General features: G+C 40.7%; 24 protein-coding genes and 2 riboswitches. Of the genes, 15 read left to right on the forward strand and 9 right to left on the reverse strand.

The window, feature by feature from the left end; genetic code table 11:
• Positions 1-98: 98 nt before the first annotated feature.
• On the forward strand, positions 99-746 hold the full coding sequence (locus tag QZT26_RS03795) for a transaldolase family protein (protein ID WP_099325665.1): 648 nt from the start codon (positions 99-101) through the stop codon (positions 744-746).
• Here the strand turns inward: QZT26_RS03795 and QZT26_RS03800 are convergent.
• Together QZT26_RS03800 and QZT26_RS03805 are read right to left on the reverse strand one after the other, a co-directional pair.
• Positions 728-967 (reverse strand): hypothetical protein, encoded by a 240-nt coding sequence (locus QZT26_RS03800; protein WP_099325664.1) that lies wholly within the window; start codon positions 965-967, stop codon positions 728-730. The genes QZT26_RS03795 and QZT26_RS03800 overlap by 19 nt on opposite strands.
• Positions 957-1,286: a DUF433 domain-containing protein gene (locus tag QZT26_RS03805; protein WP_230405704.1), complete on the reverse strand. Its 330-nt coding sequence runs from the start codon at positions 1,284-1,286 to the stop codon at positions 957-959. Before QZT26_RS03805 ends, QZT26_RS03800 begins: the two co-directional genes overlap by 11 nt.
• Before the next feature lie 93 nt (positions 1,287-1,379).
• On the opposite strand from QZT26_RS03805, the gene QZT26_RS03810 reads away from it, so the two are divergent.
• A complete protein-coding gene (locus QZT26_RS03810; protein WP_295100768.1) occupies positions 1,380-3,869 on the forward strand; it encodes a DNA internalization-related competence protein ComEC/Rec2 in 2,490 nt (829 codons plus the stop codon).
• A gap of 84 nt (positions 3,870-3,953) precedes the next feature.
• Positions 3,954-4,033, forward strand: a riboswitch (cyclic di-GMP riboswitch).
• Positions 4,034-4,351: 318 nt separating this feature from the next.
• On the opposite strand, the gene QZT26_RS03815 is transcribed toward QZT26_RS03810, so the two are convergent.
• A complete protein-coding gene (locus tag QZT26_RS03815) occupies positions 4,352-4,582 on the reverse strand; it encodes a hypothetical protein (protein ID WP_164995530.1) in 231 nt (76 codons plus the stop codon).
• Positions 4,583-4,795: 213 nt separating this feature from the next.
• Positions 4,796-4,875, forward strand: a riboswitch (cyclic di-GMP riboswitch).
• Positions 4,876-5,210: 335 nt separating this feature from the next.
• Between QZT26_RS03815 and QZT26_RS03820 the strand changes: the two genes are divergently transcribed.
• The 11 genes from QZT26_RS03820 to QZT26_RS03870 all read left to right on the forward strand — a co-directional run bounded on the left by QZT26_RS03820 (position 5,211) and on the right by QZT26_RS03870 (position 17,790).
• Positions 5,211-6,104 carry a tetratricopeptide repeat protein gene (locus QZT26_RS03820; RefSeq protein WP_164995531.1) on the forward strand — a complete coding sequence of 298 codons (894 nt, stop codon included), beginning with the start codon at positions 5,211-5,213 and terminating at the stop codon, positions 6,102-6,104.
• Between the two features lie 38 nt (positions 6,105-6,142).
• Positions 6,143-6,676, forward strand: a complete 534-nt coding sequence (locus QZT26_RS03825; protein WP_295100770.1) for a CvpA family protein — start codon at positions 6,143-6,145, stop codon at positions 6,674-6,676.
• Positions 6,677-7,016: 340 nt separating this feature from the next.
• Complete coding sequence (gene miaA / locus QZT26_RS03830; protein WP_099325658.1) at positions 7,017-7,976, forward strand: tRNA (adenosine(37)-N6)-dimethylallyltransferase MiaA; 960 nt, start codon at positions 7,017-7,019, stop codon at positions 7,974-7,976.
• A 55-nt stretch (positions 7,977-8,031) separates the two neighbouring features.
• Positions 8,032-9,765 carry a pilus assembly protein PilM gene (pilM, locus tag QZT26_RS03835; protein ID WP_295100771.1) on the forward strand — a complete coding sequence of 578 codons (1,734 nt, stop codon included), beginning with the start codon at positions 8,032-8,034 and terminating at the stop codon, positions 9,763-9,765.
• Between the two features lie 377 nt (positions 9,766-10,142).
• Positions 10,143-11,048: a hypothetical protein gene (locus QZT26_RS03840; RefSeq protein WP_295100773.1), complete on the forward strand. Its 906-nt coding sequence runs from the start codon at positions 10,143-10,145 to the stop codon at positions 11,046-11,048.
• A gap of 15 nt (positions 11,049-11,063) precedes the next feature.
• Positions 11,064-11,858, forward strand: a complete 795-nt coding sequence (locus QZT26_RS03845; protein ID WP_172953486.1) for a hypothetical protein — start codon at positions 11,064-11,066, stop codon at positions 11,856-11,858.
• A gap of 150 nt (positions 11,859-12,008) precedes the next feature.
• Complete coding sequence (locus QZT26_RS03850; RefSeq protein WP_295100776.1) at positions 12,009-14,543, forward strand: hypothetical protein; 2,535 nt, start codon at positions 12,009-12,011, stop codon at positions 14,541-14,543.
• A 142-nt stretch (positions 14,544-14,685) separates the two neighbouring features.
• Entirely contained in the window at positions 14,686-15,144 is a 459-nt protein-coding gene (locus QZT26_RS03855) for a type II secretion system protein (RefSeq protein WP_295100778.1), read from the forward strand.
• A 20-nt stretch (positions 15,145-15,164) separates the two neighbouring features.
• A complete protein-coding gene (locus QZT26_RS03860; protein ID WP_099325652.1) occupies positions 15,165-15,536 on the forward strand; it encodes a prepilin-type N-terminal cleavage/methylation domain-containing protein in 372 nt (123 codons plus the stop codon).
• A gap of 8 nt (positions 15,537-15,544) precedes the next feature.
• A complete protein-coding gene (locus QZT26_RS03865; RefSeq protein ID WP_099325651.1) occupies positions 15,545-16,312 on the forward strand; it encodes a prepilin-type N-terminal cleavage/methylation domain-containing protein in 768 nt (255 codons plus the stop codon).
• The gene (locus QZT26_RS03870) at positions 16,312-17,790 is read left to right on the forward strand and encodes a pilus assembly PilX N-terminal domain-containing protein (RefSeq protein WP_099325650.1); all 1,479 of its coding nucleotides are present in this window, start codon (positions 16,312-16,314) and stop codon (positions 17,788-17,790) included. Before QZT26_RS03865 ends, QZT26_RS03870 begins: the two co-directional genes overlap by 1 nt.
• Positions 17,791-18,050: 260 nt before the next feature.
• Here QZT26_RS03870 and QZT26_RS03875 read toward each other — a convergent pair whose 3' ends face one another.
• Entirely contained in the window at positions 18,051-19,853 is a 1,803-nt protein-coding gene (locus QZT26_RS03875; protein WP_295100781.1) for an ABC transporter ATP-binding protein, read from the reverse strand.
• 168 nt (positions 19,854-20,021) lie between these two features.
• Here QZT26_RS03875 and QZT26_RS03880 point away from each other — a divergent pair, with 168 nt between their 5' ends.
• Positions 20,022-20,213, forward strand: coding sequence for a hypothetical protein (locus QZT26_RS03880; protein ID WP_295100783.1), 192 nt, complete (start codon positions 20,022-20,024; stop codon positions 20,211-20,213).
• A 20-nt stretch (positions 20,214-20,233) separates the two neighbouring features.
• Here QZT26_RS03880 and QZT26_RS03885 read toward each other — a convergent pair whose 3' ends face one another.
• The 5 genes from QZT26_RS03885 to QZT26_RS03905 form a co-directional block, all read right to left on the reverse strand.
• A complete protein-coding gene (locus tag QZT26_RS03885; RefSeq protein ID WP_295100786.1) occupies positions 20,234-20,374 on the reverse strand; it encodes a hypothetical protein in 141 nt (46 codons plus the stop codon).
• Positions 20,375-20,516: 142 nt separating this feature from the next.
• Positions 20,517-21,818 (reverse strand): hypothetical protein, encoded by a 1,302-nt coding sequence (locus QZT26_RS03890; RefSeq protein WP_169703913.1) that lies wholly within the window; start codon positions 21,816-21,818, stop codon positions 20,517-20,519.
• A 145-nt stretch (positions 21,819-21,963) separates the two neighbouring features.
• Positions 21,964-22,674 carry an SLC13 family permease gene (locus QZT26_RS03895; RefSeq protein WP_169703912.1) on the reverse strand — a complete coding sequence of 237 codons (711 nt, stop codon included), beginning with the start codon at positions 22,672-22,674 and terminating at the stop codon, positions 21,964-21,966.
• Positions 22,675-22,736: 62 nt separating this feature from the next.
• Positions 22,737-23,810: a tRNA 2-thiouridine(34) synthase MnmA gene (gene mnmA / locus QZT26_RS03900; RefSeq protein WP_099325644.1), complete on the reverse strand. Its 1,074-nt coding sequence runs from the start codon at positions 23,808-23,810 to the stop codon at positions 22,737-22,739.
• 682 nt (positions 23,811-24,492) lie between these two features.
• Entirely contained in the window at positions 24,493-24,978 is a 486-nt protein-coding gene (locus QZT26_RS03905; RefSeq protein ID WP_099325643.1) for a TlpA disulfide reductase family protein, read from the reverse strand.
• A gap of 306 nt (positions 24,979-25,284) precedes the next feature.
• Between QZT26_RS03905 and QZT26_RS03910 the strand changes: the two genes are divergently transcribed.
• On the forward strand, positions 25,285-25,692 hold the full coding sequence (locus QZT26_RS03910; protein ID WP_099325642.1) for a hypothetical protein: 408 nt from the start codon (positions 25,285-25,287) through the stop codon (positions 25,690-25,692).
• Positions 25,693-25,766 lie beyond the last annotated feature (74 nt).

Consider the following 25,766-nt stretch of genomic DNA (forward strand, 5'->3'; position numbering starts at 1 on the left):
AATTTGTTTCGTATTTCGTGCTTCGTATTTTTTATCTCGCACTTGTTTGGTTCTGGCTATGCCAGCCTTGGGTTCCCAGTTTTTAATATACATCATTTATGTCAATATTTATAGATACCGCCACTCCGGAAGAAGCAAAGATAGCAAAGGATTTCGGATGGGTTAAAGGAATTACGACAAATCCCTTGCTCCTTGCCGGAGCAGGCAGGAAGGCTGAATCCGTATTAGCACAACTTGCAGAACTCAATATGGGAAAGCTGTTTTATCAGCTTATTTCATCTAATAGTAAAGACATGCATAAGGAAGCCCGTATGGCAAAAGAGATTGCAGGCGACCAGCTTGTACTGAAAATCCCTCCGGTTGCCGCCGGGTTTCAGGCAGTTTATTCTCTTTCAAAAGAAATACCCTGTTGCGTAACTGCACTATACAGCGTATCACAGGCATTAGTGGCAAGTGAGGCAGGCGCACAATACATTGCGGTGTATGTTAACCGCGCAACAAAGTTGATAGGAGACGGGCTTGCGCTTCTGAATGCAATGTCAAAGATACTTCACGGTAGCACCACGGAAATTCTGGCGGCAAGCATCAAATCTTCTGAAGAAGCAAGCAGCTCGCTTCTTTGCGGCGCCGACCATCTGACCTTGCCTTTTAACATATTATCCACATTGTGCATTCATGAACATTCGGAAGAAGCGGTGCGTCAGTTCAACTCAGGGGGAACAGGGATTCAGATTGAAGTAAAATGAATAAGAGATAAGAAGCTTTCTGAAATTATTGAAAGGATTGAAACGGATTTGTCATTCAAAAGATTCCAGGCGGGTCCAGGTTTGTAACCTGAACCCGCAGATGTAGTTTCCGGCGCCGTTACGTTCCCGAACAGCAATTTGGGGTGGGCATTTCCAGTAGTCCTTAAATTTTTTATTAGCCGAAAATCAACATCTTCATCGGCAAGGATTTTAAGTGGCAATTAATTCCTCCAGTTCAATTACGTCTGCGGAATATGAAAGAGCAGCCAGGATATCCTCTTTTGTGAGATGAGGATATACCTCTAATAATTCTTCTACGGTTATACCTTCCGATAGCTTTCTCAGAACATGTTCAACGGTTATTCGCGTCCCTTTAATTATAGGTTTACCAAGCATTATTGCCGGATCTGTTATTATTTTCCCTTTATAAATCATTGCTATTGCCTCCCCGATAAATGAAATACCTACAATACCGTTACAATTTAACCCTTCGTAAATATAACCAATTACGTTGACATTAATCAAGCATTCAACTAACATTTTTCGTTAAATAAAGCTTTACGCAATGATTTAACAATTACTTTTCCCAAAAAACCAAAGTGTTACCGTTATTAACCTGCCTTATCCAAAAATATGCAAAGACCTATCATCCCCATTACACTTTTATTTCTCTGCGGTATTTATCTTGGATCTCAGACAAAAATTCCCCTCTCCATAACCCTTGGAATATGCCTGTTCTTCTGGATAGTATGTTTTTTCACCTTATTTTTAAACAAAAGTTGCGTATTCCTGCTGCCATTGTTGTGTATTTTTATCATTATCCTTGCCGTTGCCTACTACGATTGCCGTAATGATTTTATCCCACGCAATCACATTGAACACGCGCTGGGTACGCAAAAATCTTTACTCCGCGTAAGGGGAATAATTGTCAAACCTCCCATTATTTTGGAGGGAAACGCACATAATAAACTATTTCTGAATCGCCAATCAAATACCTTTGGTGAAAAATCTCACCATAAAATATCCTTCATACTGCAGGCAAAAGAGATGAAAACCGTATCCGGATGGGAAGAAATATTTGGACACATCAGGGTTACCGTATACCTGCAGGACGAGGAATTACTTTCAGGCATCACATTACAAGAATTAGTCTACGGTCAACGAGTGGAATTGCTTGGCCACGCATATCTTCCCAAAACACCGGGCAACCCCGGAGAGTTTAACTATGAAAATTATCTAAAGAGGCAAAAACCGTCTATTAATTCCTTAATGACCATACTACACATAAATAACATAAAAATAGCAGACCCCGCGTTCCGCAGCCGGTTTTATAGTTTTATATACGCTTTAAGAAATTACTTAAACAACACCATTTACACTCACGCTTTCAGTAATAGTGCTCCGTTAATCAGCAGCATGTTATTAGGCAACAGGGCGGGGTTATCGGTAGAAACAATTGATACTTTTGCAAAAACAGGGATCATCCACTTCATCGCCATCAGCGGTTTTCATGTTGGAATAGTAATAGTTACCGTGCTGTTGCCGCTGCGTGCCCTGGGCGTCAATCAAACAGCGACCATAGGTATAATAGTGTTCGTTACCATTTTCTATGCACTTTTAACGGGCTTTAACCCACCGGTGCAACGCGCGGGCATCATGGCCATTGTTTTCTTTTGCGGCTATTTGGTGCATAGGCAATGGGACATCACCAGCAGTATTTTTACGGCAATATTATTTATTCTCCTGCAAAATCCATCAGACCTTTTTAGCATTGGGTTTCAGTTGTCAATCATGGCAACGATGGGCATCGTCTATGGTGCGCCAAAGATTGAGGCAGTGTTATTTAAGACTGCTTTGTTTGTAGAAAAATTACAGGCGCCTGAAGAACGAGGCAGGTTATTTTTTATAAAAAAATATGTACGTAAACTCCTTTGCGTCTCTCTGGCAGCGTGGATTGCCACCCTGCCACTCACCGCATATTACTTTCATCTTTTCACGCCATACGTATCCGTAATAAGCATCATAGTGTTTCCCTTATTCTGGATTATCATTGTCAGCGGGATTGTTTTGTTATTCTTCGGGACCATATTTCCTCCATTCGCTTCGGTTTTTGCATGGCTGGCGTCTGCCACTGATATCGCATTGGAATCAATTGTTTCAACGTTGTCTTTCCTGCCGTATTCCCATTTTTATGTGATTGGGCCTTCTTTAACAGGGATTTTCGTCTATTATTTGCTGCTCTTCTTCCTTCTTTATCGCACGTATTTATCAATACACTATCTTCATATTGTACTATGGGGGCTGATAAGCGCTAATGTTCTCACCTTCTCCGGTATAATAAAATCCAGGCCACATGCTTTAAAAGTGACCTGCTTAGATGTTGGGCATGGCGCTGCCCTGTTTATTCAATTCCCCAACGGGAAAAACATCCTGTACGATGCAGGTACATGGCACAATTATGATGTGGGAAAACAAATCGTCGCGCCTTTTTTATGGAGTGAAAAAATCAAAAAAATCGACCTGGTAATTTTATCCCACGAACACAATGATCACTGGAGCGGTTTGCCTTCAATCATCGAAAGATTCAACGTAAAACGAGTGTATTCACAACCATATTTTTTCCAATCGGAAACAGGCCGTATAATACACGAACGTCTCCATAAAAAAAATATTCATACCGCTGCGCTTTCCCATGGATTAGAGATAAAAGGTTTTGAACCCGTAACGATAAAGATACTCCATCCCTCTTTTTCCCCTTCATCTTCTTTATCAACAAATGATAATTCCTGCGTAGTGAAGATTGAATATTCCGGGCATTCCATTCTTTTATGTGGTGATATTCAAAAGCAAGGGATAAACACACTCTTATCAGAACAGCAGGCCATCAGGTCAGACATTGTGCAGATACCGCATCACGGCTCTTATTCAGTAAACCTGCCGCAGTTTATCAATAGGGTTCAGCCGTCATATGCCTTTATCAACTCGCAGCATAATACGGTGTCCCACATGACAACCAATACATTAAATGATTACCATGTCGTAACAACTCAAACACATCGGGATGGCGCTATAACATTTTTACTAAACAAGAATGGTATAATGTACTCTGTTTACAGGAATTAATTCCCTGACAATAAAAGCATTATAGTTTTTTGCTTGATTTGCTTTTTTGTTTGTGATAGAAGCTACGGGTAAGTACAAGACAATTTTGAAAAAAGGTAAACCAATCGTGAGGTTGGGACACAAAGCCATGGGTCTTTCTTAAAGAAGAATGCCAGGTTGCCAGATTTAGCGTAAAAGGAACTTTTGCTTTGTTAAAAGGTAAAGCTATTTTATTTTTTGCAAAGTAAAAAAAATGCTAAGGCCCATGCGTCAGATATTAAATCTGCCATGGGTCTTTTTTTATGGTTGAAGGAGAGAAGGATATTTAGTGTGTAATTGTTTCAGATTTTTTGTAACACTTTAGTCTTTTGAAAAACTACAACAATGTAGTGCTACGAGGTTCGTCGCACCAAAAAAAAGCAGTGCGATAAGGCATAGTATATGTTCAAGACAATGCGACTAACCTAGTTGCACTACAAATAATTATCTCCAGTTTCAAAAGACTAAAGTGTTACGATTTTTTGGTGAAAAAACAACCTCCACCCCACCCCTGCCCCTGTGGTAGACCTGGCATACTTGCCTGGCATTGCGATGACAAGCGTAAACGTTTGTTCTGCCAATAAGGGAAATTGGGAAAGTCCTCTCTTGGGAGAACCTCCCGCAATCCCCTTCCCGGAGAGGACTAAGGGGTGGGTAAAAACAAAAGCCGTTGGTTTTTTATTTTTAAAATCCAACCGGACTAGCATATACAACGGAACAAAGCCGCTGCCAAAGGCAAGCGGATTCAGCCCTGGTTCTCAAGCCGGAATCTGGGAACGGCGTTTTTACTTTTTCAAAAGACTAAATCGTTACGATTGTTTACCGATTACTTCCAATAACTGCAACTATCAGATAAGGAGATGAAACATACTTGTAAAAAAATATAATGTAACAAAAAACAAAAACAATTTGAAAAAAGGCAAACCAATTGTGAGGCTGGGACGCAAAGCCATGGGTCTTCAGGAAAGAAGAATGCCAGGTCGCCAAATTCAGTCGGTAAAAGAGTTTATTTAATGTTCACAACATATCTTGCATAGCTTTTGTATGCTTTATCGCGGGTATTGCGGCGGTAACAATGAATCCGGCAATACCCGATCTATGAACTTTAAATAATAAGGTATTTACCTTCTCATTGTGTAACTAAGACCCGGACGTAAGATGCCAATATCTGCCCCGGGTCTTTTTCTTTTGATGAAAGGAGGTTTTTCCGCAAAATGATTTTAATATGCTGCTGAATACTATCAAATCATACCGGTACGGCAGCAAGTATGCTGCATACTTTTCGGTAAATTTTTTTACTACTCTATTATCATGTCTACCACAATGAACAAGAAAATATTAGCACGAAAATTGTTTGCGGAAGGGAAAAAATATGACCGCCTTTTCCCCAATTCGGAACAAGCAATAGATGCTTACAAACAAAGCCTTAAGAGTGATAGTGCCTTCACTGACGCCTATGTAAAACTGGGATTTATCTACCTTGCCAGAAACGATTACGGCGAGGCGCTCCATTATCTGCAAAAAGCAGCCTCATTAGAACCTGATAACGCAGAAACACTTAACAATCTTGGCTATGTTTATGAAAAAATGTTTCGGTTTGCCAGCGCAAAACAAATGTACAAAAAAGCCTTAACAATAAATCCTGAAAATATTGAGGCGCTGGTTAATATTGCTAAAATTCTGGAATTGGAAGGTAACTACAACGGAGCAATAGAACAATATAAAAAGACTATCGCACGCTACCCTGATGCCATTTTTCCGCATTTCTGCCTGGCAGTTCTCTATGATACACATGACATGTTTGACGATGCGATAAGAGAATATGAGCTTGTTTTGGGAAAAGACCCTCATTATGTAAAGGCAATGTTTAATCTGGGAAGTCTTTACGCCCAATTAGGGAATAGCAATGAGGCTATCATGCTTCTGAAACGGGCTTCTGAATTGAATCCGCAGGAAGTAATAATCCTCAACAAACTGGGGGAAATGTATTTATTCATTTCAAATTATTCTGCCGCAGAACAAGCCTTAAAACAATCCATTGCATCAAACCCGTTTCAGGAGGATGTACAGGTGAGTATTATACACGCTCAATATTTACAGTATTGTTCAAATCCCGAAACAGCAAAAAAAGAGGAAATTATCCTCAGAATCCATTTTGTCCTTTCATTGTATTCCTATAATAAAATGTGCCGGGAAATTTTAAACGCTTTGAATTAGCAATACCATTTTGGCGAGTTCAGAGGGGATTTTTATAAATGAATTGGATTGATATAATACTATCTGTAGTCCTTTGTATTTCAGTGATTTTTGGCTTTGTTGACGGACCAATATGCCAAATTCTTAGAATCTGTAGTTTGTTTCTCTCTTTTTGTGTGGCGCTTTTTTACCATGCAGTCATAAGCAACATCTTCTGCAATGTGTTTTCGGTTTCATTGCACAATGTATTGAGTTATTTCATCCTGTTCGGCCTTGCAGCGCTTATAACCACAATTATTTCAGATTTTCCCAAAAACATGGTCGACAATTTGAAAATGGGCGGTTGGTATAATGTATTGTGCGCGGTATTAGGATTTGTTAAAGGGACAATCCTCTGTGGTGTGATCATCTTCGGCATCCTCAATTTATGCTCCATGCCGGCATGCGAAATGGTTTGCACCTCGAAAATAGCAACGGTAATGGGAAATGGAATGCAAAATGTAGCAGCAATTACCTCAAACAATTTTTTTGACCCGTTAAAGAAAAACAGAGGATCAGACAATGCAAAAATGGCAAAGGGTACGGAATTTTAAATTAGGCTGGGTTTGGTAGCAACTTTATTCGGTTATTGCTCTTAATGTCAGAACTCTTAAAGTGTTTTTTTTGTCAGAAAGTACCCAGGTTGATTAATTACCGTGGGAGAGGTGTGAATTCAAGACGCTTTATGTCTGGTGGCACAGGCTTCATATTATTCGATGGCCTTTACTTTGATGTGACGCAGGGCGTAGGAACTAGAAGAACGAATTTTGGGAACAAGCCGGAATTACATTTATTTTGCTTATTATAAATCATTTTGTATAATGCTGTTACGGCTGTCCCCTAAAAAATATAATAAAAACATCCTGGCTTTTGATAACAGAAAATAAAAATTTTATGTCACATACAATCTGCATACTAACCGGCCCCACTGCCAGTGGAAAATCGCAAATAGCCCTGAAAATAGCTGAAAAAACCGGGGCAGAGATTGTTTCCGCCGACTCTATGCTAATTTATCGTGGCATGGATATTGGGACGGAAAAGCCATGCGCTGAGACAAGAACCAAAATTCCCCATTATTTAATAGATATTAGGGAACCGTGGGAAGAATACAGTGTGGGAAATTATATAAAAGACTTTGAAATCATCACGAATAATCTTTATGAACAGGAAAAACCCTTTATTGTTGTCGGCGGCACGGCGCTTTATCTTAAAGCGATCATGGATGGTTTATTTGACGGTCCTCCGGCAAATTGGGAATATCGGAACCGGTTAAAAACAATCGCAAAAGAACAAGGAACAGAGTCTTTATACCATATGCTTGAAACAATTGATCCAAAGACCGCCAGCCGGTTACACTCCAATGATCAGAGAAGGATAATCAGGGCGCTTGAGGTTTTTCAACAAACGGGGATAAGCATTTCTTCTTACCAAACCCAGTTTGGGAATAAAAATCCGAAGTACCATTGCATTGTTGTTGCGATTATGCATGATCGCAAAGAATTGTACCGGCGTATAGAATCGCGCGTGGATGATATGTTTTCGCGGGGTCTTATTGATGAAGTGAAAGCTTTGATAAGTAACCCCCTGGGATTAAGTAAACAAGCTTCTCAAGCGCTTGGATACAAGGAGGTTATTGATTTACTGAAAGGGAATTATTTGCTTCCGGATGCAGTCAATGCAATCAAACAAGGCACGCGCCGGTTAGCAAAAAGGCAAATGACCTGGTTTAGAAGTTTCTCCGATATTCACTGGGTCACGGCAGATTCACCTGAAAATGCCGATTCCCTTGCAGAAAACATCCTGGATTACTTTGCTCTGAAAAATCCTGCACTGAAGAAAACGCTTGCTTGCTGAAAAGACAAAAAATATCTTTTTGAAGATTGTACTCACAAAGCACACCGAGTCCACAATGAAAAAAAGCGCAAAAACGAGGTTTTTACCGGGCAATATGAAAATGATGCATTTATTGAAATCACGAAAACACGCTGATACGTGTAAACCTGCTTTGCAAAAAAGGCCCTCCCTCTTTAAACAGCACAATATAAAAACAGTATTGGGGCTTGATATTGGTAACAATGCATTAAAGGCAGTAAAGATTATTAAAAAAAATAATGAAGTAACCGTTGTGGACTTTGATATCATTGAGTACCCTGCTGCCCTGCCAAATACAAAATTACTGGAATCCCATCACATCAGAGATGCAATTAAAATCTTTCTGTCAAAGCATACTTTCAGTAAAAAAACGGACGTCGTGGTCTCCGTTCCCGGACAGCTTGCCTTGTCAAGATTCAGCACTATTCCTTTAGTGAGCAAAAAGCAATTAAAAAGCCTTGTTTCTTTTGAAGCACAACAGCAGATACCGTTCGACCTTAAAGACGTTGTGTGGGATTATCATCGATTATCCGGGCGAACTCCAAATGAAGAAGGCATCGAAATTGGATTTTTTGCGTCAAAACGGGAAACGCTTGATTCCATTATAAACAATATCTCTTTCCCGGAGTTCAACCTGACCGGCATACTTAGTTCACCGTTAGCAATATATAATCTGGTTCTTTTCGATCAACACGTGGAAGGCCCAACCATCATCGTCAACAGAGAGGAAGAAAATACCGACCTTATCATTATTGATCACGCGCACTTCTGGCTGAGAACTATTCCATTACATGAGGTAAATGCAGATTTTGTAAAAGAAATACAACGGTCTATGGAATATTATAAATCCTTGAGCAAAAGCACAGACACTGTCCATTTCGAAAAACTCCTGTTCGTCGGGAATAAATCAAATGATCCGTTATTACAAAAAACCATTCAGGACAATTTCACCTATAAGGTTGAATTATTAAATACTTTAAATAACATAAGAATTTCCCGCACAGTTGATCAAGCCCTTTTCTCCGGTAATTGTGCTTCATTAAGTGTTGCGCTGGGGCTAGCCATTCAAGGCATCGGACTGGGAAAAACAGCGATTAATTTACTGCCTAAAGAGCGAATACTAGCCGCACAAATTGCAAAAATGAAACCCTATGCAGTCGTAGCCCTTGGATGTTTTGCGCTGTTAATAGCCATTCAATACATTGGGCTTTGCACCCATATTTCCAAACTTAACAACGCACGCAATTATCACCAGGCGATGCTGCAAAATGTGAAAAACCTTGAAAACACTTATAAGAACGCTGATAAAATCTTCAATGAAAAAAAGTCCGAACTGGAATTTATATCATCCATAGACCCCGCGCGATTTTTTTGGATTGAATCAACGGAAAAATTACTGGCGTCAATTCCAGACAATGTCTCGATAAACTCCCTGCAATCTTCCTGGATAGACCCTGATGCGTTAAATATCGGCGAAGGCAAAGCGAAGAAAAATCAAAAGGATAGTATCGTGAAAAAATGTCTTCTTATGGGCATAAGAGGAGAAAGCAGAGAACCTGGCATACGTTATATCGAAGAGCATGTTTTACAACCGATTAAGAATCTAACGCTTTCCGGACAAAAAATCGCGGCATTTAAAAATGTAGAACTTGTCCCCAACTCCTGCCGTCAGGTATATTCTGAAGCCGAAGCAACAGAGTGCATCAGCTTTGAAATACGATGGCTGGTAAAATCACAGGAAGAAATTATCGCAGAATCGGAAAAAATGTAACAATTTACGATTTGGGATTTTGAATCGTAAATTGTAAAAAGGCGGAATCAAAAGTATCGTAATACTTTAGTTCTATAAAAAAAACCGCTCGTTCCCAGGTAGCGACAAGGCATGCCTTGTCGCTACCTGGGAACGAGCATTTTTGCTTTTTCTAAAATCCAAACTGTTACAAAGTATCGCTACTGCGACGTTTTTATTTCAGATGCTGCAGCAATTTTTTGATATAGGCAGGTTTCAAATCTGCCTAACCCTTGAAAAATGAAAGAACAACCCTGTCAGGGTTAATGCCGTGCCGATTTTTGTGCAGGACGTAAGAATAAAATGTAGCTGTATTGGTAAATAATAACTGCTAAACAATTAAACGTGAAAAATATTGTATGGATTCCGGCATAAACGACAATCTTGCAAAAGGTGAAAAACATACGGAAAGCGTTCTTTCATCCCTGTACAATTTCTGGACAATTATTGGCGCTGTTTTTCTTGCGATGGTAATTGTTCTTTTTGTTTTCAACTACTCTCTTTTAAAACAACACGCTACTATTCACCACGACCTGGAAAATATGTCATCCATGCTTGAGAGGTATGCCCTGTCAAAAATTACGTACAATAGCAAATGGATACAGGCAAAAGAGGCAGAGACGGATAAATATAATGAGGAAATTGAAAAATGCCGCGCCCTGATACATCGTATGGATAGTCAATTGGAAACATTTTTCTTAAAGAACATTCCAGGAAAGGGAATAGTAAAGATTGAAGATGAAGCCTTATGGAGACAGGAATATTTAAAAAAGGTTTCCCGGTTATTTGCAAAATTAGAAGAAAGCACTATCGGCTTTCATGGATCCGCCTTGCCATTTTATGATTGGGGAACCACTATTCCTACATGGGATGAAATCCTGCCCGAACAAAAAAGATTCTGGATACTTGAAGCGCTGGTCAACGCACTTCTTAAAAATACGGGCGTAATAAATCTGGAAAAAATCTATTTCAAAACTGCGCCTAACAACAAAGACGATACCCACCTGCCGATTTATTCCACCATCCCCTTAACTATTTCATTAGCGCTTGAAGCAGAACGTTTACCATTTTTATTGAATGATCTCCTCACTGCCAGTATTCCATTTGTTATTGAAAATATAAACATTGAAAGCACCGGCAAAAAAACAGTCGGCATAAATTACAGAAAAAACGACGGCAATCCGATAGAAAATCAGGATACTTTAGCGGCAATGCCAACAATTTCTATTCTTATTGATGCATATGTGATTGACTTTAAAACATAAAGAGCAAACATTTTTTTGAGTACGATGGATATAAGAAATTTACAGATTAAACATAGCGGAAAATGTATTGCAGGCATCATGGTGTTTTGTCTTTCTTATACGATGTTTCACACATTTGTTCTGTTGAATGCAAAAACACACAAAATGGTATCATCTTTGGAAGCGTCATCCGAAGCAATTGAAAGAAAACCTTTGACAAGCAAACCGCCTGAAGTAGAAATATCATTAACAAACGCGCGGGAAATGGAATTACGCTTTACCACGCCTCCCCAGCCAAAAATATTGGAACGGGCGTTTGTTTTTACTCCATCAATAAAAGACCGCCGTGAAGGTATTACTCTCAGGGATTTGCTAAAAAAGAGACGCTATCAGGACGCTTCCCGTCTGACGGTAACGGAAAAAGGTGATACGGAATTTATTTATAAAGGCGGCACAGAAGACCTCGCCTTGATTCAGGTGAGAAAATTATATCGGGATGTTTGGAAAGAAAGCAGCTTTACTGTTTCAAAAGGAATGTCTATCGGTGAAAAGAGGATCATCGGGAAAGAAACTATACCTTTTGATACCCGTTGCAAACTTGTGGAAATTATCCCCTCCGCTCAAAAACCGATTATCATAAAAAGACGCATTCTTCAACAAAATGAAAAAGGCGAATTTGTAGGAACAACCATTATGGAAGAACCGCATATGATTACATCATCCAGTATCTTATTTAAAAACAGGGACGGAGAACTGTACAACCTTTGGGCGGGAGAATTGATAAATTTAGGGACAGAAACGGTATCAACCGGTTTTTCTGAAATACAATGACTGGCAATTAATTGAGTACAACAGGAGAAACAGGTTTGATCTCGTTCCCAGGCTGGAGCCTGGGAACGAGCGTTTTTGTTTTTTCAAAAAACTTAAGTGTTGTCAAAGAATAAAATCCCATATACATCACGCTGGTAAAGGAGAAACTACATGAAAAGTGTATTTGTGTTTACCACTTTTGCCCTTTTGTTTTTTTTGCCCCTTGGCACATATAAAACATGGTCGCAAGATAACGATAGCGCTGAAAATAATTCATCTCTCACAGACAATTACTATCTTAAATCCGCAAAAAAACACCTTGAATTAAATAATTATCAAAGGGCTGTTAATGAACTGACGCTCGCTATTTTATTAGACCCCGGTAACGCGGAAGCGCTAGCACTTAAAAATGAAGCCATTTCGCGCCTCAAAGAAGATGCCGTCTTGCCCGAAACAACGAAGGCGGCAACATCCGTTCCTGCAAAAACAATTGATACATCAGAATTGTTGAAACTAGCACGTGCTGCGGCAGAAAACAACCGCTACGATGACGCTACAGCACTGATAGAACAGGTGCTTGAAACAGAACCTGACAATAAAAGAGCCTTGTACTTTAAAAAGAGGCTGATGGAAATAAAACAAAAAGCACCCGCTGTGACGCCGGAGAAAAAAGACCCTTTAGTCACAAAGAGAAACGCAGAAGAAGCGATAGACAGAAGCGTCAAAAACGAACGTCCTGAATTGCTTAATAAAGAAGGTGAAACCACTTCCACACAAACTGTTTCCGCTGCTGCCAAAAATAAGGAACTATTGCAAATGCCCTATGAAGAAACCCTGGAAATTGCCGAAACATTTTCCGGAGATATGATTACCGGACAGAAACAATATGCTTTAGGTTCTATAGAAAACAGAAGGCATCTGGAACAAGAACTCGATGAAATAGAACCTTACAATGAAGAAGCTTTGTATTACAAAGAAAAGGTAAATATAACAAAGCACAAATCGAATTATGAAAATCTTAAAGCAATCTATTCGCAGGAAAAACTACGAAGCAAGGAATATCTCAAGGAATCATCTGTTCCCTACCAGGATATTATTCGTTTCCCGGATCAAAAACAGTGGGACGGTATTTCAAACCGCAAACTCCCTGAATTATCGGCATCGGTAAAGGAAAACAAGGCCAGGACTGAACTCCTGAGAACAATACCAAATCCCACAGAAATACAATTTTCACAAAAAATTGAAGACGCCTTAAACACCATTATTTCCTTTGAATTTATTGATACATCATTAGAGGACGTCATTGCATTCATTCGGGAAAAAACAAACATAAATATGGTATTTGACGCAGATACGGGGCATGTTCCCATTACGTTAAGATTAAACGAAGTGTCTGTAAAAACCGCGTTGAACTACTTGCTTCCGAAAGGATATGAGTATCTCGTTGAAGGCGACATATTGCATATATACAAACAGAAAATGGAGCTGCGGGTTTATGATGTAAGGGACATATTAATCAACCTCGACGATAAAGAACCCCTTGAATTCGATATCACTGCCGCAACATCCAGCCAGTTAAGCATGACAAGGGGTGAGTCTGCCAGGGTAAGAGACCCTTCTGAAAGAGTATTGGATTTAATAGAGATGCTTGTTACAGCAATCGAACCTTCTTCATGGTCTGCCAATGCCGGAATTATTGGAAATCCTACTACCGGAGTACAACGAAGCATCCGGACAAGCGGGCAGGGAGAAGGGAGCATCACCGCCCGAATGGGGCAACCTGGAGATTTGGTAGTAGTGAACACAACGTTCATTCATAAACAAATTGAAGACGTGCTGGCGTCGCTCAGAACCTCTCAAAATCTGCAGGTAAATATAGAGGCGCGTTTTATTACCGTAACGGATGAGTTTTTAGAGGATATCGGTACAGATATAACCCGGTTTTTCAGTGATAATACATCCGTCAGTACAGGTGCAGCTGATATTGCGGGAGACTTAGGCAGTGGTATTGACCTCAACTTTGCCATATTCGGAAATTCTGCATTAAAAGGTTTTTTGAAGGCGGTGCAGGAAAGTAAAGGGTCGGAAGTGCTCACCTCGCCGCGAATAACGCTTTCAAACACGCAGCGCGGGAATATCGCCGTACTGCAAACCAGAAATTACATTCAGAGCACCACGGTTGAAGACGGGATAGTCACTCCGGTTATCGGCACAGTGCCGGAAGGCACAACGTTTGACGTAAGGCCTATCGTAAGCGCTGACAGAAAATTTGTCTACCTGGAAGTAACCCCTTCTGTCTTTGCTATTGAAGAAATAGAATCCTTTACGTTTAGCGGATTATCAGAAGGGGTGAGTGTTGGTGGAGGCGACGGCACCACTTACATACCTCCAGAACAGACAATACAGCTTCCCAGGTTAAATGTCTCTCAGGTGTCTGTGACCGTATATGTGCCGGATAAAGGCACACTCATGATTGGTGGACTGGGTTCTCTCAGTAATAAGGATGAGACAAGCGGAGTTCCGGTATTATCCAAAATACCCATCATTAAAAGACTGTTTACCCGTGATCAGAAAACACGAAATAAATCGAATCTCATCATCTTGCTAAAACCAACAATCATCATTAAGGAGGAACAGGAAAGGTTTCTCCATCTGACAAATGAAAAATCCTATGTACCTTCTGTTTCAAAGACAAAAAGGCAGTAGGCGCCGAGGATTTTCGCAACTTCTCAGCATGCTTTCTTAGTCGGCAGTTTCCAGTCCTCAATCGGCAATCTGCAATCTGCCGACGGCTGATTGTAGATTGCCGATGCCGGTTGCAACCCTGAACCCGCTTGAGGTAATTATTATGCAAAACCAAAAAGGGTTTTCTCTTATCGAACTGATCGTTGTCATGGCTATCATGGGCATTGCCACCGGGATAGCAGTGCCTGTTTATAATAATATGAAACCGCAAATAAGGCTGAATGGTGCGGCAAGACAGGTAATGGGAGATCTTATGTGGGCAAGAATGCAGGCAGTCAGTCAAAACAACAGATACAGGATAATTTTTTTGAATGAGTACCAATATCAGATTTTAGATGACGATAATAGTAATGGAACTGCAGATTTAAATGAAAAAATAATAACAAAAGATTTAAATGGAAAATATCCCGGAATAACCTTTAATCCTGTCCCATCACAAAATCCTATATTCGGCACAAATGGTTTATTGCACTGGCCTTTCGGTATTACCATAACCCTGGAAAATCCTCATGGGAAAAAATCTCTTACAATTGCACGTACCGGCCGGGTTAAAATTAATTAATATTTTTTTAAATAAAAAAAATGCTCGATCCTCATGATAATGCAGGTTTTTCTTTAATCGAAATAATGATTTCTATCGCAATCATTGCCATTGGATTATTTGCGGTAATGAGCGTACTCATCATAGTAGTAAAAGGGAATGCCCACAGCAACAAGTCAACTACGGCTGTAACCTTAGCGCAGGATAAGTTAGAGGACTTCAGGAATATGGATTATGATGAAATTACAGGCACATACACCATATACAATAATCCTGACTATTATCTGGAAGTAACTGTTGGCAATGACACTCCTATCGTAAACACAAAAACCGTAGCAGTAAGCGTCTACTGGAATCCTGGAACAAGTACTTCGGTACATAATGTTCAATTAAAAACTATTTTTACACAATAGGAATTCCAATGTCAGTTTTTCGCAACGATAATGAATATGGCTTTACGTTAGTTGAATTGTTAGTAGGTCTTGTCCTTACTGTTATTATTCTGAGTACAGCGGTCAAGTTACTTATTTCACAGCGGAAGGCATTTAGTGTCCAGGAGCAGGTAAGTGAGATGCAGCAATATATCCGGTCAGCCATGGACATAATGACCCGCGAGATCAGAATGGCTGGTTGTATGGTAACAGGTACAAGCACAATCAGGACTTCTGGCACGAGCACAATTACTTTCCTGGGCGATATTGATAGCGACATTGCCGCCACCCTTGTTACTAATGCCAATGCAGGAACAACCGTAGTTTTCGTTAGTTTAACGCCAGATAGTAATTATTCGATAGCAAGCACTGATTATATCTATATTTCCGATGGAAACCGTACAGAAGTTATTCCTTCTGATAGTTCCGCCAGTCATCTGGTAGGTGAACCAGACCCGATTTATTTAAGCTCAGGTTTATTGTATTCATACATTGCAGGGAGTACTACCGTTCGTACCGTGGAAAATGTTACTTTTAGTCATGACACGGCTAATTTAAAGATATATCGAAATAGTCAGCCACTTGCAGAAAATATTGAATTTATTAGTTTAACATATGGTACAAATACCGTCACAGGAGCTACAAACACCGTTACCATTGCTATAACAGGACGTACTGCTAACATCGATCCAAATTATTCCGGAGACGGTTATCGGCGCGGAACTCTCACATCAATTATTAAATTGAGAAATCAATAATGGAATTAAAACAATCCAAAAAAAAGTTTTCTCTAAACGTGATGGGTGGACAGGACAAGGGATTAGTCCTTATTGTTGTTCTTGCATTAATAGCAATTTTAGCCATAGTAAGCACAGTCGCTGTTTACACAACCACAACAGATATTAAAATAAGCGGAAATTACAAGACCAGCGTCCAGGCATTCTATGTGGCGGAGGCGGGGATATATGATGGAATTGGCCGATTAATGAATGGCAACATATCAGATGATGGAGCAAAGACAGACCCGGATTGGAACGTTGCAGGTTCTTCTACCGGTTTTAACAATAGTTTCACCGTAACACATCAGGTTATTGACAGCAGTGTTGTGACGGATGACGGAGGCACTCCCCTTTTTCTGATTACATCAACGGGTTCCAGCTCGTCTTCAATAAAGCAAATAGAAGCTGTTGTTCGCCTCGTGTATGCGCTTCCTTTCACAAAGGCATTGGAGGGATGCGACGGTGTAACAATAGAAAGCAATGGTTTTACCGATAGTTATGATTCTGACCTTGGAACTTATGATTCACAGGTAATTCCCGTTGGTACCAGGAAGGACAACCAAAATAATGCATGGGCAAGGGATAAAGGAAATGTAGGTACCGCCAATGCCGGTGCCGATATAACTGTCGATGGCAATGCACAGGTACATGGAAATGCCAGGGCAACAAGATATGTTGGGGCATCCGGAACGGGTTCTCCTGTAACTGGACTGGGAACCCCGGCAAATCTTACCGGATATAGAGGCTCTCCGGACACCACCGGCGTTAATGCCGTTATTTATGGAATCCCCACCGAAAATAATCCACCCACCGATTGTGACCCATTAGATACCGCGACTATTTTTGATGAAGCAGATGATATTGTGGACAGCAATAACAATGCTGAGATAGTCAATCTTTCCACCAACAATCCTTATAATTCATCTAATAAGGCATTCAGCCTTAGTAGTAACGATGCGTTTTCTCTTGGAAGTCCCGGACAGACCAGGAATTATCATTTCAACAGTTTTGAACTCAATTCCAATTCAACATTAACCATAAATGGAAGTGTAACTTTTTATGTAAGCGGGGACTTTGAAGACGCTAGCAATAGCAGTTTGACATTGAGTAGCGGTTCAACGTTGGCTGTTTATGTTACAGGCGAGTTAGATATCTCATCCAATACCATTGTTAATCCGGGGGCGCCGACAGACCTTATGATATATTCTTCTGCCGCATCTTCCAGTAACAGTGACTATAAGATCAGCATAAGCTCAAATTCTACTATAACCGGCGCTATCTATGCCCCTAACGCTGCAATTGACATTAGCTCAAATTCCGATTCGCTGGGAGCAATCAGGGGAAAATACATAAAGAGCCGTTCAAACGCAAAATTCCATTACGATGAAGCTTTTGGAAGGTTGGAAGGGTATCCTGTTTTAGGCTATGAAATTATTTCCTGGAGCGAAATTAATTGAGGGCCTTTCATGATTATCACGTTGGACGGAATTCCGGGGACTCCATGCTTAGTTATTTAAATTAGACTGCCTTTGGCGGCTTTCTCAATGTAGAGCGACGAGGCTCGTCGCTCTACAATTGCAACCTTGAATTTACTTATCATTAAATTAGGTTGGGTTTTTAAAAGACAAAAACCCAACGGTATCCATTTTTACCCACCCCTGTCCCATCCCCAATAGGGGAATTTGCTGTAGAGATGCACAGCCGTGCATCTCTACTTTCACCGGGATTCCACAAATTTTCCCTTTAAAGAGAGTTTATAGAGTTGACGATAAAGGCTGTCTTTTTTTAATAATTCCTCATGAGTACCCTCTTCTATAATTTCTCCCCTGTTTAATTCAATTATCTTATCACAATGAAGTATGGTTGATAGCCGGTGTGCAATTAAAATAGATGTTTTGCCTTTTGTAATTTTATGCATCGCTTCCTGGATAAAAACTTCTGAAATGGGGTCCATGCTGGAAGTCGCCTCGTCCAGAATGATAATTTGAGGGTCGTACAGAATAATCCTTGATAGTGAAATAAATTGCCGCTCCCCTACCGAAAGATTTGCCCCCCGCTCTGAAATTTTCGTATCCAATCCATCTTGCATTCGATTAATAAACGGCATTAAACCTAAAGAATTAATTATGGACAACAATTCGGAATCCTCCATATGCCTGAACAACGTAATATTTTCCCGCAACGTGCCCGAAAACAAAAAAACATCCTGACTGATATATCCAATCATGTACCTCAACCCAATCTTCTCAATTTTTTTAATATCAATCCCATCAATAAAAATCGCCCCCTTCTGAATTTCATAAAACCGTGTCAACACATTGGCAATAGACGTTTTGCCGCTTCCGGTTACGCCTACTAACGCAACAGACTGGCCATGTTTTACCTGAAAGGAAATATTCTTCAATACAAAATCGCTGTCGTTATAAGCAAACCAGACATTACGAAAGATTATATCTCCCTTAAATTCCTTTTTTGGGATTTCCCTGTAGGGATTTGCAATACTATAATCCGGTTCCTGCTGTTCTTCCATTAAACCGAATACACGCTCCGAAGAAGCCATTGCCCCTTGAAAAATGTTATACTTTTCAATTATATCCCTTATCGGATCAAACAAATTTTGAACATACGTCAGAAATGTCACTAAAACTCCCAAAGTAAGAACACCATCCAGGTATCTCATTCCTCCATACCATAAAATAATGGCAATGGTAAAGCCGCTCACCATGTGAATTGATGGCTGAAAAATTGCAAAGTATGTAATGTATTTTGCTTGTTCCTTCAAATTGTCAGCACTGATTTCTCCAAATATCTTATAATTCTTCCCTTCCCGGTTGAAAAGTTGAATTACTTTCATCCCCGTAATATTTTCATTTAGATAAGAGTTTATCTGCGCAAGTTTGCGGCGTATTTCACGAAACGAATTTTTCATACGGGCGCCGAACCAGCATGCCAATATTATCATTATTGGAAATGCCAAAAGACTCAACAACCCAAGCTGTACATCCAGGAGAAACATTGCGACAATAATCCCTGCTATTATGAACAGGTCTCCTATTACGGTGATAACGCCCACAGAAAAAAGCTCGCTGATGGAAGCAATGTCATTTGTCAACCGCGTAACAATTCTGCCCACAGGATTTTTGTCGAAAAACGAGACCGGCAATGAGTGGATGTGGCGAAAGAGTTCCATGCGCATATCCATTGTTACTTTTTGCCCAATCATTTGTAAATTATAGCTCTGAATTACTATTAACAATAGCCGTACCGTTTTTATTCCAAACAACGCAATTGCCATTTTGTATAATAGCGATATATCCCCATTGACAATACCATGGTCAATCGTATAACCAAAAAGATACGGTCCCATTAAAAAAAGAATTGTACCTGCAATAACAATGAAGAGCGATAATATGCCCAATGCCTTATAGCGTAAAATATAAGAAAACAGTTTTCTTATCACAACCCTGTTAAAACCCCTCGTTGGCGTCCTGTCTTTGCTGAAATAGTCTTTATTTTGCATATTCACGTATTGCTTTTAAATAAAATATTTTGTAACAATAAATTAGACCTTCGGCAACTGGTATTGGATTACACTCCACCCCTTCCCTCCACGTTTACGCTAACCTTTAACCACTCCAAACGCCGTGGGTTCAGGGAGGGGCGGGACGGAGAAAGGACAAAATTGTTTATGAGGAAGAGGAATATGTTTGAAAATGGCATACATTATGTTCTTTTATCCGCTCTATCGTTGCTTTCGTTCACTTCATGTCCAAACGTTGCCTTGCCTGCTGAAAACCGGCTATGCTCTCTGCCGCAGGAAGGCTCTGTATGCCTTGTTGCTGCAGTTTGTTCCGCGCCTTACGGCAGTTCCCCTTCCTGAAGTTTACCGTTGGAGGAACGTCAGTTGAGCCACTCGCACACCTTCCACGACAGGGCCCGCCTGGAAATGTCAGGCATCCCGGCAATCGCTGTACCTATTCGATCAAGGATTCCAATAGAAAATTCTTGTCCACATATTCTCATAGTGAACAGTATAAACATTTTCACTCCCGGTGTTAAGCGCGTATTATGATCAGGCTTGGAGGGGGGTAGGGGGGAGGATTGAAATTTAGCATTTCGGATTTCACCATTTGTTTTTGACTGGCTTAATAGAATAAACCGGATATTTCCTTGTCCTCTGCGATTAAAATATTTTTTCAATCTGTTTTTTGATATTTCCTGCTTCGGTAGCAAGATGGTAATGATGTTCCGGTGAGAATCTTTCTATGGCTTCAGCAATCCGTCCCAGACATTCCATCGCAAACAGATAAACCCCTTTTCTCGGCGCTTCGTGTCCAACGCTTTCAACCCATACTTCACAAGATGATATTCGTACCTGCGCCTTGAGGGCCAGAAGTATTAAATAATGCTCCAGAGGAGAACGCATTTGATGTTCTTCTTTTTTGCTTTCTTTATCCTGACGGAGATAGTCCTGTTTCAGGCATTTAAAAAGGTTGTGTACAAAAGGCTTAAGCAGACTGTAAACCGGATCGTCTTCAAAATCCTTGCGGTAAAATTCCGAATCGTCAAAGGACGATTCATGTGTGAATTTATTCCAATCGCATAGTTCCGGCAGGGAACTAGCCCACGGTTCAGGTGGCTCTTCTTCCATTTCCTCGTAACGGAGGTCTACAACTCTGACTTCATAATCTTCATCACCATCCTCTTCTCTTATGTCCGGAATCAATGAAATGTCTAAAAACCTTTCCGGGTGTTCGGGGTTGAAGGCTGCGTCCCTCTTTTTCATCAGTTCATAAGCGATGAACTGTTTTTCCATCATCTTGTCCCTTTGTGCGCTTTCTTCCATCATAAGTTGCATACCTTTTTCAAGGCTTGCCACTGAAAGTCCTTCGGCGTCAACCACAGCAATGATGGGTTCTTCTAGTCTGGCTTGTTCCATGTAATAATCCAGCCAGCATTCAGGCGACCACGATGTATCGGCCTCCGGTTCACTGGGTCTTATTCGTCTGTTTTCCCTGAAACCTTCAAGCATATTAAGGAAAATTTGAAAGTCTGGCGCAATTCTCGCTATGTCGCTAAGGAAACGGATGCCGGATTGAGATTTTTGGGAGGAAAGCTTGTCCATCTTTGACAGGACGTTACTGAGTAAATTGATTGCGTCTTCAACATCATCCCGAAGATAATAGGTCAATATACTATTTATGCCTTCTTTTAACACCTGTAAACTTTCTATGATTATTGTGACATTTTCACATTCTCTGCACTTAGATATATCTTCCTCAAGGCGGTTGAAAACACAGGGTATGAGGAGCATCAACCGGTCAGGGCCAGGGAGGCGGCCGATTCCGTCCCGCAGGTCATCCGGGTCATGGAAAATATTTTCATCTGCCTTGCGGAAAAAATCATCGAGTTCGGCAAAAACAACCCTTGTTTTTGATATTTCTGTAAGCACTTGTTTGTAACCGGTCATATTTTGTCTATTCATCTGTATCAAATATTTTGTTCATAATATTTTTTATACTCTCACGAAATTCTTCCGCAAATTTAACAAATTCAGCGGAATCTTCAAAATACAATTCTATAAATTCCATTATAAAAAGATATAATAATCCCTGAGGTTCCCTTTTAGTTTATGAGTTTTCAACCTTTGTTAAGGGAATAAATGTACATACAAGGGGAACACCAACCTTCATCCATTGAAAAAACCCAATCTCCGGCGCATGGGGAAACAGGATTTTAGCTGTCCGGCAAAAACAAGATTTGGAGGTGTTCCAACAAGCGTCCATATGCCGCCAATATTTGCGCTGTAAGCAATACCCAGCATCAATGCAGTGCCAAAGTGTTTTACTCTTCTGGCCGTGTTGACTACCGCAAAAATGGGTAATCAACGCCATCCCGATGGGAAGCATCATCATAGTTGTTGCCGTATTGGAAAGCCACATAGGCAAAAAGGCTATAGCTATCATAAAACCATGCACAAGCTGCCTCGGTTTATTGCCAATTATCTTTATAATAGAAAGGGCAATGCACCGGTGCAGGTTCCATTTATGCATGGATATTGCAATACAGAATCCTCCGAGGAAGAGGAATGCCGCGTCTTCCGCATAGGGCATTGCAACTTCCCTGCCATTCATAATCCCCAGGATCAGAAACAGGGCAAGAGGCGTCAAAGCAGTGACAAAGATGGGGAGCGCTTCCGATATCCACCAGCACACCATTAACAAGGTTACTGCGGCGGTTTTTTGGCAAACGGGGACATACCTTCCGGCGCCGGCATGATAAGCATGATAAAGAAAAATACTACGCCAGGCACAAAGCCAGCAATACATTTGAAAGGACAAGAATAGTCGTTGTCTTTTTTCCTTTTCATTTTGTTGAATAATGAATATAAAACTACGTGCGATTAATCTTTCCTGTCAATCCATCCCCCCCCCACAACAGTGTCATTGTCGTAAAAGACCACTGCCTGTCCCGGGGTGATGGCCTTTTGCGGTTCATTGAAGTGTACCCTAACCTTGTCTGTTCCAAAGGGGGATACGGTAGCGTGCGCCGGCATATGATGATAACGTATCTTTGCCTGCACTTCCATGGGTAATTCCAGTTGCTGAACGGAAATCCAGTTTAGTGAGGAGGCAATCAGTCCGGTTTCCTCGAGATCTTTGTCCGTGCCGATTATTACTGCATTTTCACGTGGGTTTATATCGACTACGTATCGTGGCGAGCCAAAAGCAACTCCGAGACCTTTTCGCTGTCCGATGGTAAAGAACGGCGCCCCCTGGTGTTCTCCCAGGATGTTTCCCTGCCTGTCCTTGATGGGGCCTGGAATAATATGGTTGCCATATCTCTCGTAAAGAAGGGAATGGTAATTATTGTCCAGCACAAAACAGATATCCTGGCTCTCAGGTTTGTCTTTTGTTTTCAGGTTTAAATCTTTTGCTATCCGGCGGACGGATTCTTTCGTCAGCGTTCCCAAGGGGAAAAGGGTTTTTGAGAGTTGTTCCTGGTTGAGTGAAAAGAGAACGTATGACTGCTCTTTATTGAGATCATCACCTTTTTTCAATAAAAACCTGTCGTTGTGTTTTTCTACCTTTGCGTAGTGTCCCGTGGCGACAAAGTCCGCGTTTAGCATCTTTGCAAAATTCAACAGTTTTCCGAATTTTAGTTCCTGATTGCACATGATGCAGGGATTGGGCGTTCTTCCGTTCAGGTATTCAGTGCAGAAATGGTCTATAATGTGATCAAAGGCTTCTTTAAAATTCAGGACATGGAATTGAATCCCTAGCTGCTCGGCAACAGTTCGCGCGTCATTGGCGTCCTCCAGACTGCAGCACACCTTTGTTTTCGTCATGGCGTCCAGTTTTTCAAGTCCTAGGCGCATGAAAAGTCCGACGACTTCATATCCTTGCTCCACCAGGAGGTGTGCCGCAACACTGCTGTCAACACCTCCGCTCATGGCAATAATAACCTTTGTATTCATGGTAATTCTTTATACTTGATGTTTGATACCTTATCGGTAATTTCTTTGCATTTTTGGGCAAAATATTTAATTCCACCACCTGCACCCCCGCCAGCGTGAGACATTCTTCCCTTTGGAGAGGGGGGATAGGGGGGAAGAGATTTTGGAATTTGTTTAGTATTTCGTGCTTTGTACTTGTTTGTTTCTGGCTATGCCAGCTTAGGAATTTCAATATTTTTGTAGAGACGCATGCAATGCGTCTCTGCATTAATATCCACAACAGAATAAAGTCGTTGCCAAAGGTGGCCTGATTCCATTCTCATTCCCAAGTTCCGACTTGGGAATGTACGTGTCATGGAAGCTCCTGCTTCCATTCAATCGATAAGAAATATTTATAACGCTATAGTTTTTTGAAAAATTCCAATAGTAGCGATGTTTGCCGCATAGTCCAGGCTTAACCCCATGCATTTCGCTGTGTGGAGAATGGCGGGCTTTAACCATGACAGGGTTATGAAATAGCCTAAAGTCATTGCTAAAGCCGGTCTTTTTACGACTATCTCTGCACTGAATACGGTGCGACTAACCTCGTCACACTACATTGTTGGAATTTTACCGCGGTACATGACGCCATTATTCAAACAAACATCTTGATTTCAGGTTGCCTGCTGTGTGCACCGCCTTGGCAGGCAAGCCTGCCAGAGGGCTATTTTTTCAGCAGAGCGGCAATTTCCTGGTCGAATGCGTCTTCCGTCACAAATCCAATGTGTTTATTTGCAACGTCTCCGTTTTTGTCGTAAATAATGGTGGTTGGGTATGCCCTTAGGTTGTAAGAAATAGCGATTTCGTTTCCCGCAAGATAAACGGGATAATTAATGCCGTTGCTTTTTACGAAATCAGGCACCACTTCACGTCCATTTTCATCAAAGGCGATACCAATAATCTCTAACCCGCTGTTTTTATATTTGTTATAGAGGTTTACAAATCCCGGTATTTCTTTTCTGCATGGAGGGCACCAGGTTGCCCATAGATCAACTATTACGATTTTCCCCTTATTATTATGCAAAAGGGTGTTTAATTCAGATACTGTTATTGGCTCCACGGTATCGGTTGAGGCAATCGACATTTTAAAGGTAAAAAAAATAGCCGCCACACATACAATCGCTACATAGTTCCATTTTTGCTTGTTCATTATTTCTGCTCCTTAATTATTTTATGGTTGTTTTTGTCTATTACCCAATGATATAAATTTATACTTGTTTCTCATTTATGCCGGCACATACAGTGAATTTCAAACTTACCGGCAATCAATAAATGCAAAGCGAAGACTGCCTTGCACCTCTCTTCCGGCCTGTTGTGGGGGTTAAGAAATCATAAGGTTTACTGTAATGCATGATGATGCGAGATTCAATACATTTTTGACAAGAACAAATGTATGCATTAAAAACCCGCTTTCGCAATATAGTGACTAGAAATAAAATACGCAAAGGCATAAACTATGGCAAAACGTAAACAAAAAGAACGATATAAAGATGTTGTAATAATCCTTGGAGCAATAGCCCTTCTTACGGCGATAATTTTTATTATGGCCTTTGTAGATAAGGAATTGTTTCTTTACGATGAAATTGGCGACCTCTCATTGGAGGAAATTTTAACAAATGCGGAAGATAAGGAAGAGTTCGTTTCGTTGCTCCAGCGCAAAATATCGGAACAGGGATACGAAATCCAGTTATCGATTCCTGAAAATGAAGAGGAAGACTGTCTGAAGGTGGAATGGGAGCATATGAAGCGTTTTACCGTCTCATTGCTTGAACACCAGGAAGATATGATGTCAACGCTAAGAAGATTTGGTATTAAAAAGGTGATACTTACGAATGGACAAGAAAGCTGGACGGTATTGCCCTGATAATGGGGAATACTGTGCATTCGGCAATCGGCAAATTGCAGATTGCCGAATGGAGACTGTGGACTACAATTTAT

Source organism: uncultured Candidatus Kuenenia sp., from assembly GCF_900696675.1.
Classification (GTDB): Bacteria; Planctomycetota; Brocadiia; order Brocadiales; family Brocadiaceae; genus Kuenenia; species Kuenenia stuttgartiensis_A.

Coding starts and splice junctions, on each gene's coding strand:
- mnmA (WP_099325644.1), bottom strand. CDS start 23,810: ATGAATACAAAGGTTATTATTGCCATGAGCGGAGGTGTTGACAGCAGT.
- QZT26_RS03885 (WP_295100786.1), bottom strand. CDS start 20,374: ATGTTTATACTGTTCACTATGAGAATATGTGGACAAGAATTTTCTATT.
- QZT26_RS03905 (WP_099325643.1), bottom strand. CDS start 24,978: ATGAACAAGCAAAAATGGAACTATGTAGCGATTGTATGTGTGGCGGCT.
- QZT26_RS03910 (WP_099325642.1), top strand. CDS start 25,285: ATGGCAAAACGTAAACAAAAAGAACGATATAAAGATGTTGTAATAATC.
- QZT26_RS03820 (WP_164995531.1), top strand. CDS start 5,211: ATGAACAAGAAAATATTAGCACGAAAATTGTTTGCGGAAGGGAAAAAA.
- QZT26_RS03880 (WP_295100783.1), top strand. CDS start 20,022: ATGAGGAAGAGGAATATGTTTGAAAATGGCATACATTATGTTCTTTTA.
- QZT26_RS03865 (WP_099325651.1), top strand. CDS start 15,545: ATGTCAGTTTTTCGCAACGATAATGAATATGGCTTTACGTTAGTTGAA.
- pilM (WP_295100771.1), top strand. CDS start 8,032: ATGAAAAAAAGCGCAAAAACGAGGTTTTTACCGGGCAATATGAAAATG.
- QZT26_RS03805 (WP_230405704.1), bottom strand. CDS start 1,286: ATGTTAGTTGAATGCTTGATTAATGTCAACGTAATTGGTTATATTTAC.
- miaA (WP_099325658.1), top strand. CDS start 7,017: ATGTCACATACAATCTGCATACTAACCGGCCCCACTGCCAGTGGAAAA.
- QZT26_RS03810 (WP_295100768.1), top strand. CDS start 1,380: ATGCAAAGACCTATCATCCCCATTACACTTTTATTTCTCTGCGGTATT.
- QZT26_RS03860 (WP_099325652.1), top strand. CDS start 15,165: ATGCTCGATCCTCATGATAATGCAGGTTTTTCTTTAATCGAAATAATG.
- QZT26_RS03890 (WP_169703913.1), bottom strand. CDS start 21,818: ATGAATAGACAAAATATGACCGGTTACAAACAAGTGCTTACAGAAATA.
- QZT26_RS03875 (WP_295100781.1), bottom strand. CDS start 19,853: ATGCAAAATAAAGACTATTTCAGCAAAGACAGGACGCCAACGAGGGGT.
- QZT26_RS03870 (WP_099325650.1), top strand. CDS start 16,312: ATGGAATTAAAACAATCCAAAAAAAAGTTTTCTCTAAACGTGATGGGT.
- QZT26_RS03850 (WP_295100776.1), top strand. CDS start 12,009: ATGAAAAGTGTATTTGTGTTTACCACTTTTGCCCTTTTGTTTTTTTTG.
- QZT26_RS03840 (WP_295100773.1), top strand. CDS start 10,143: ATGGATTCCGGCATAAACGACAATCTTGCAAAAGGTGAAAAACATACG.
- QZT26_RS03795 (WP_099325665.1), top strand. CDS start 99: ATGTCAATATTTATAGATACCGCCACTCCGGAAGAAGCAAAGATAGCA.
- QZT26_RS03855 (WP_295100778.1), top strand. CDS start 14,686: ATGCAAAACCAAAAAGGGTTTTCTCTTATCGAACTGATCGTTGTCATG.
- QZT26_RS03825 (WP_295100770.1), top strand. CDS start 6,143: ATGAATTGGATTGATATAATACTATCTGTAGTCCTTTGTATTTCAGTG.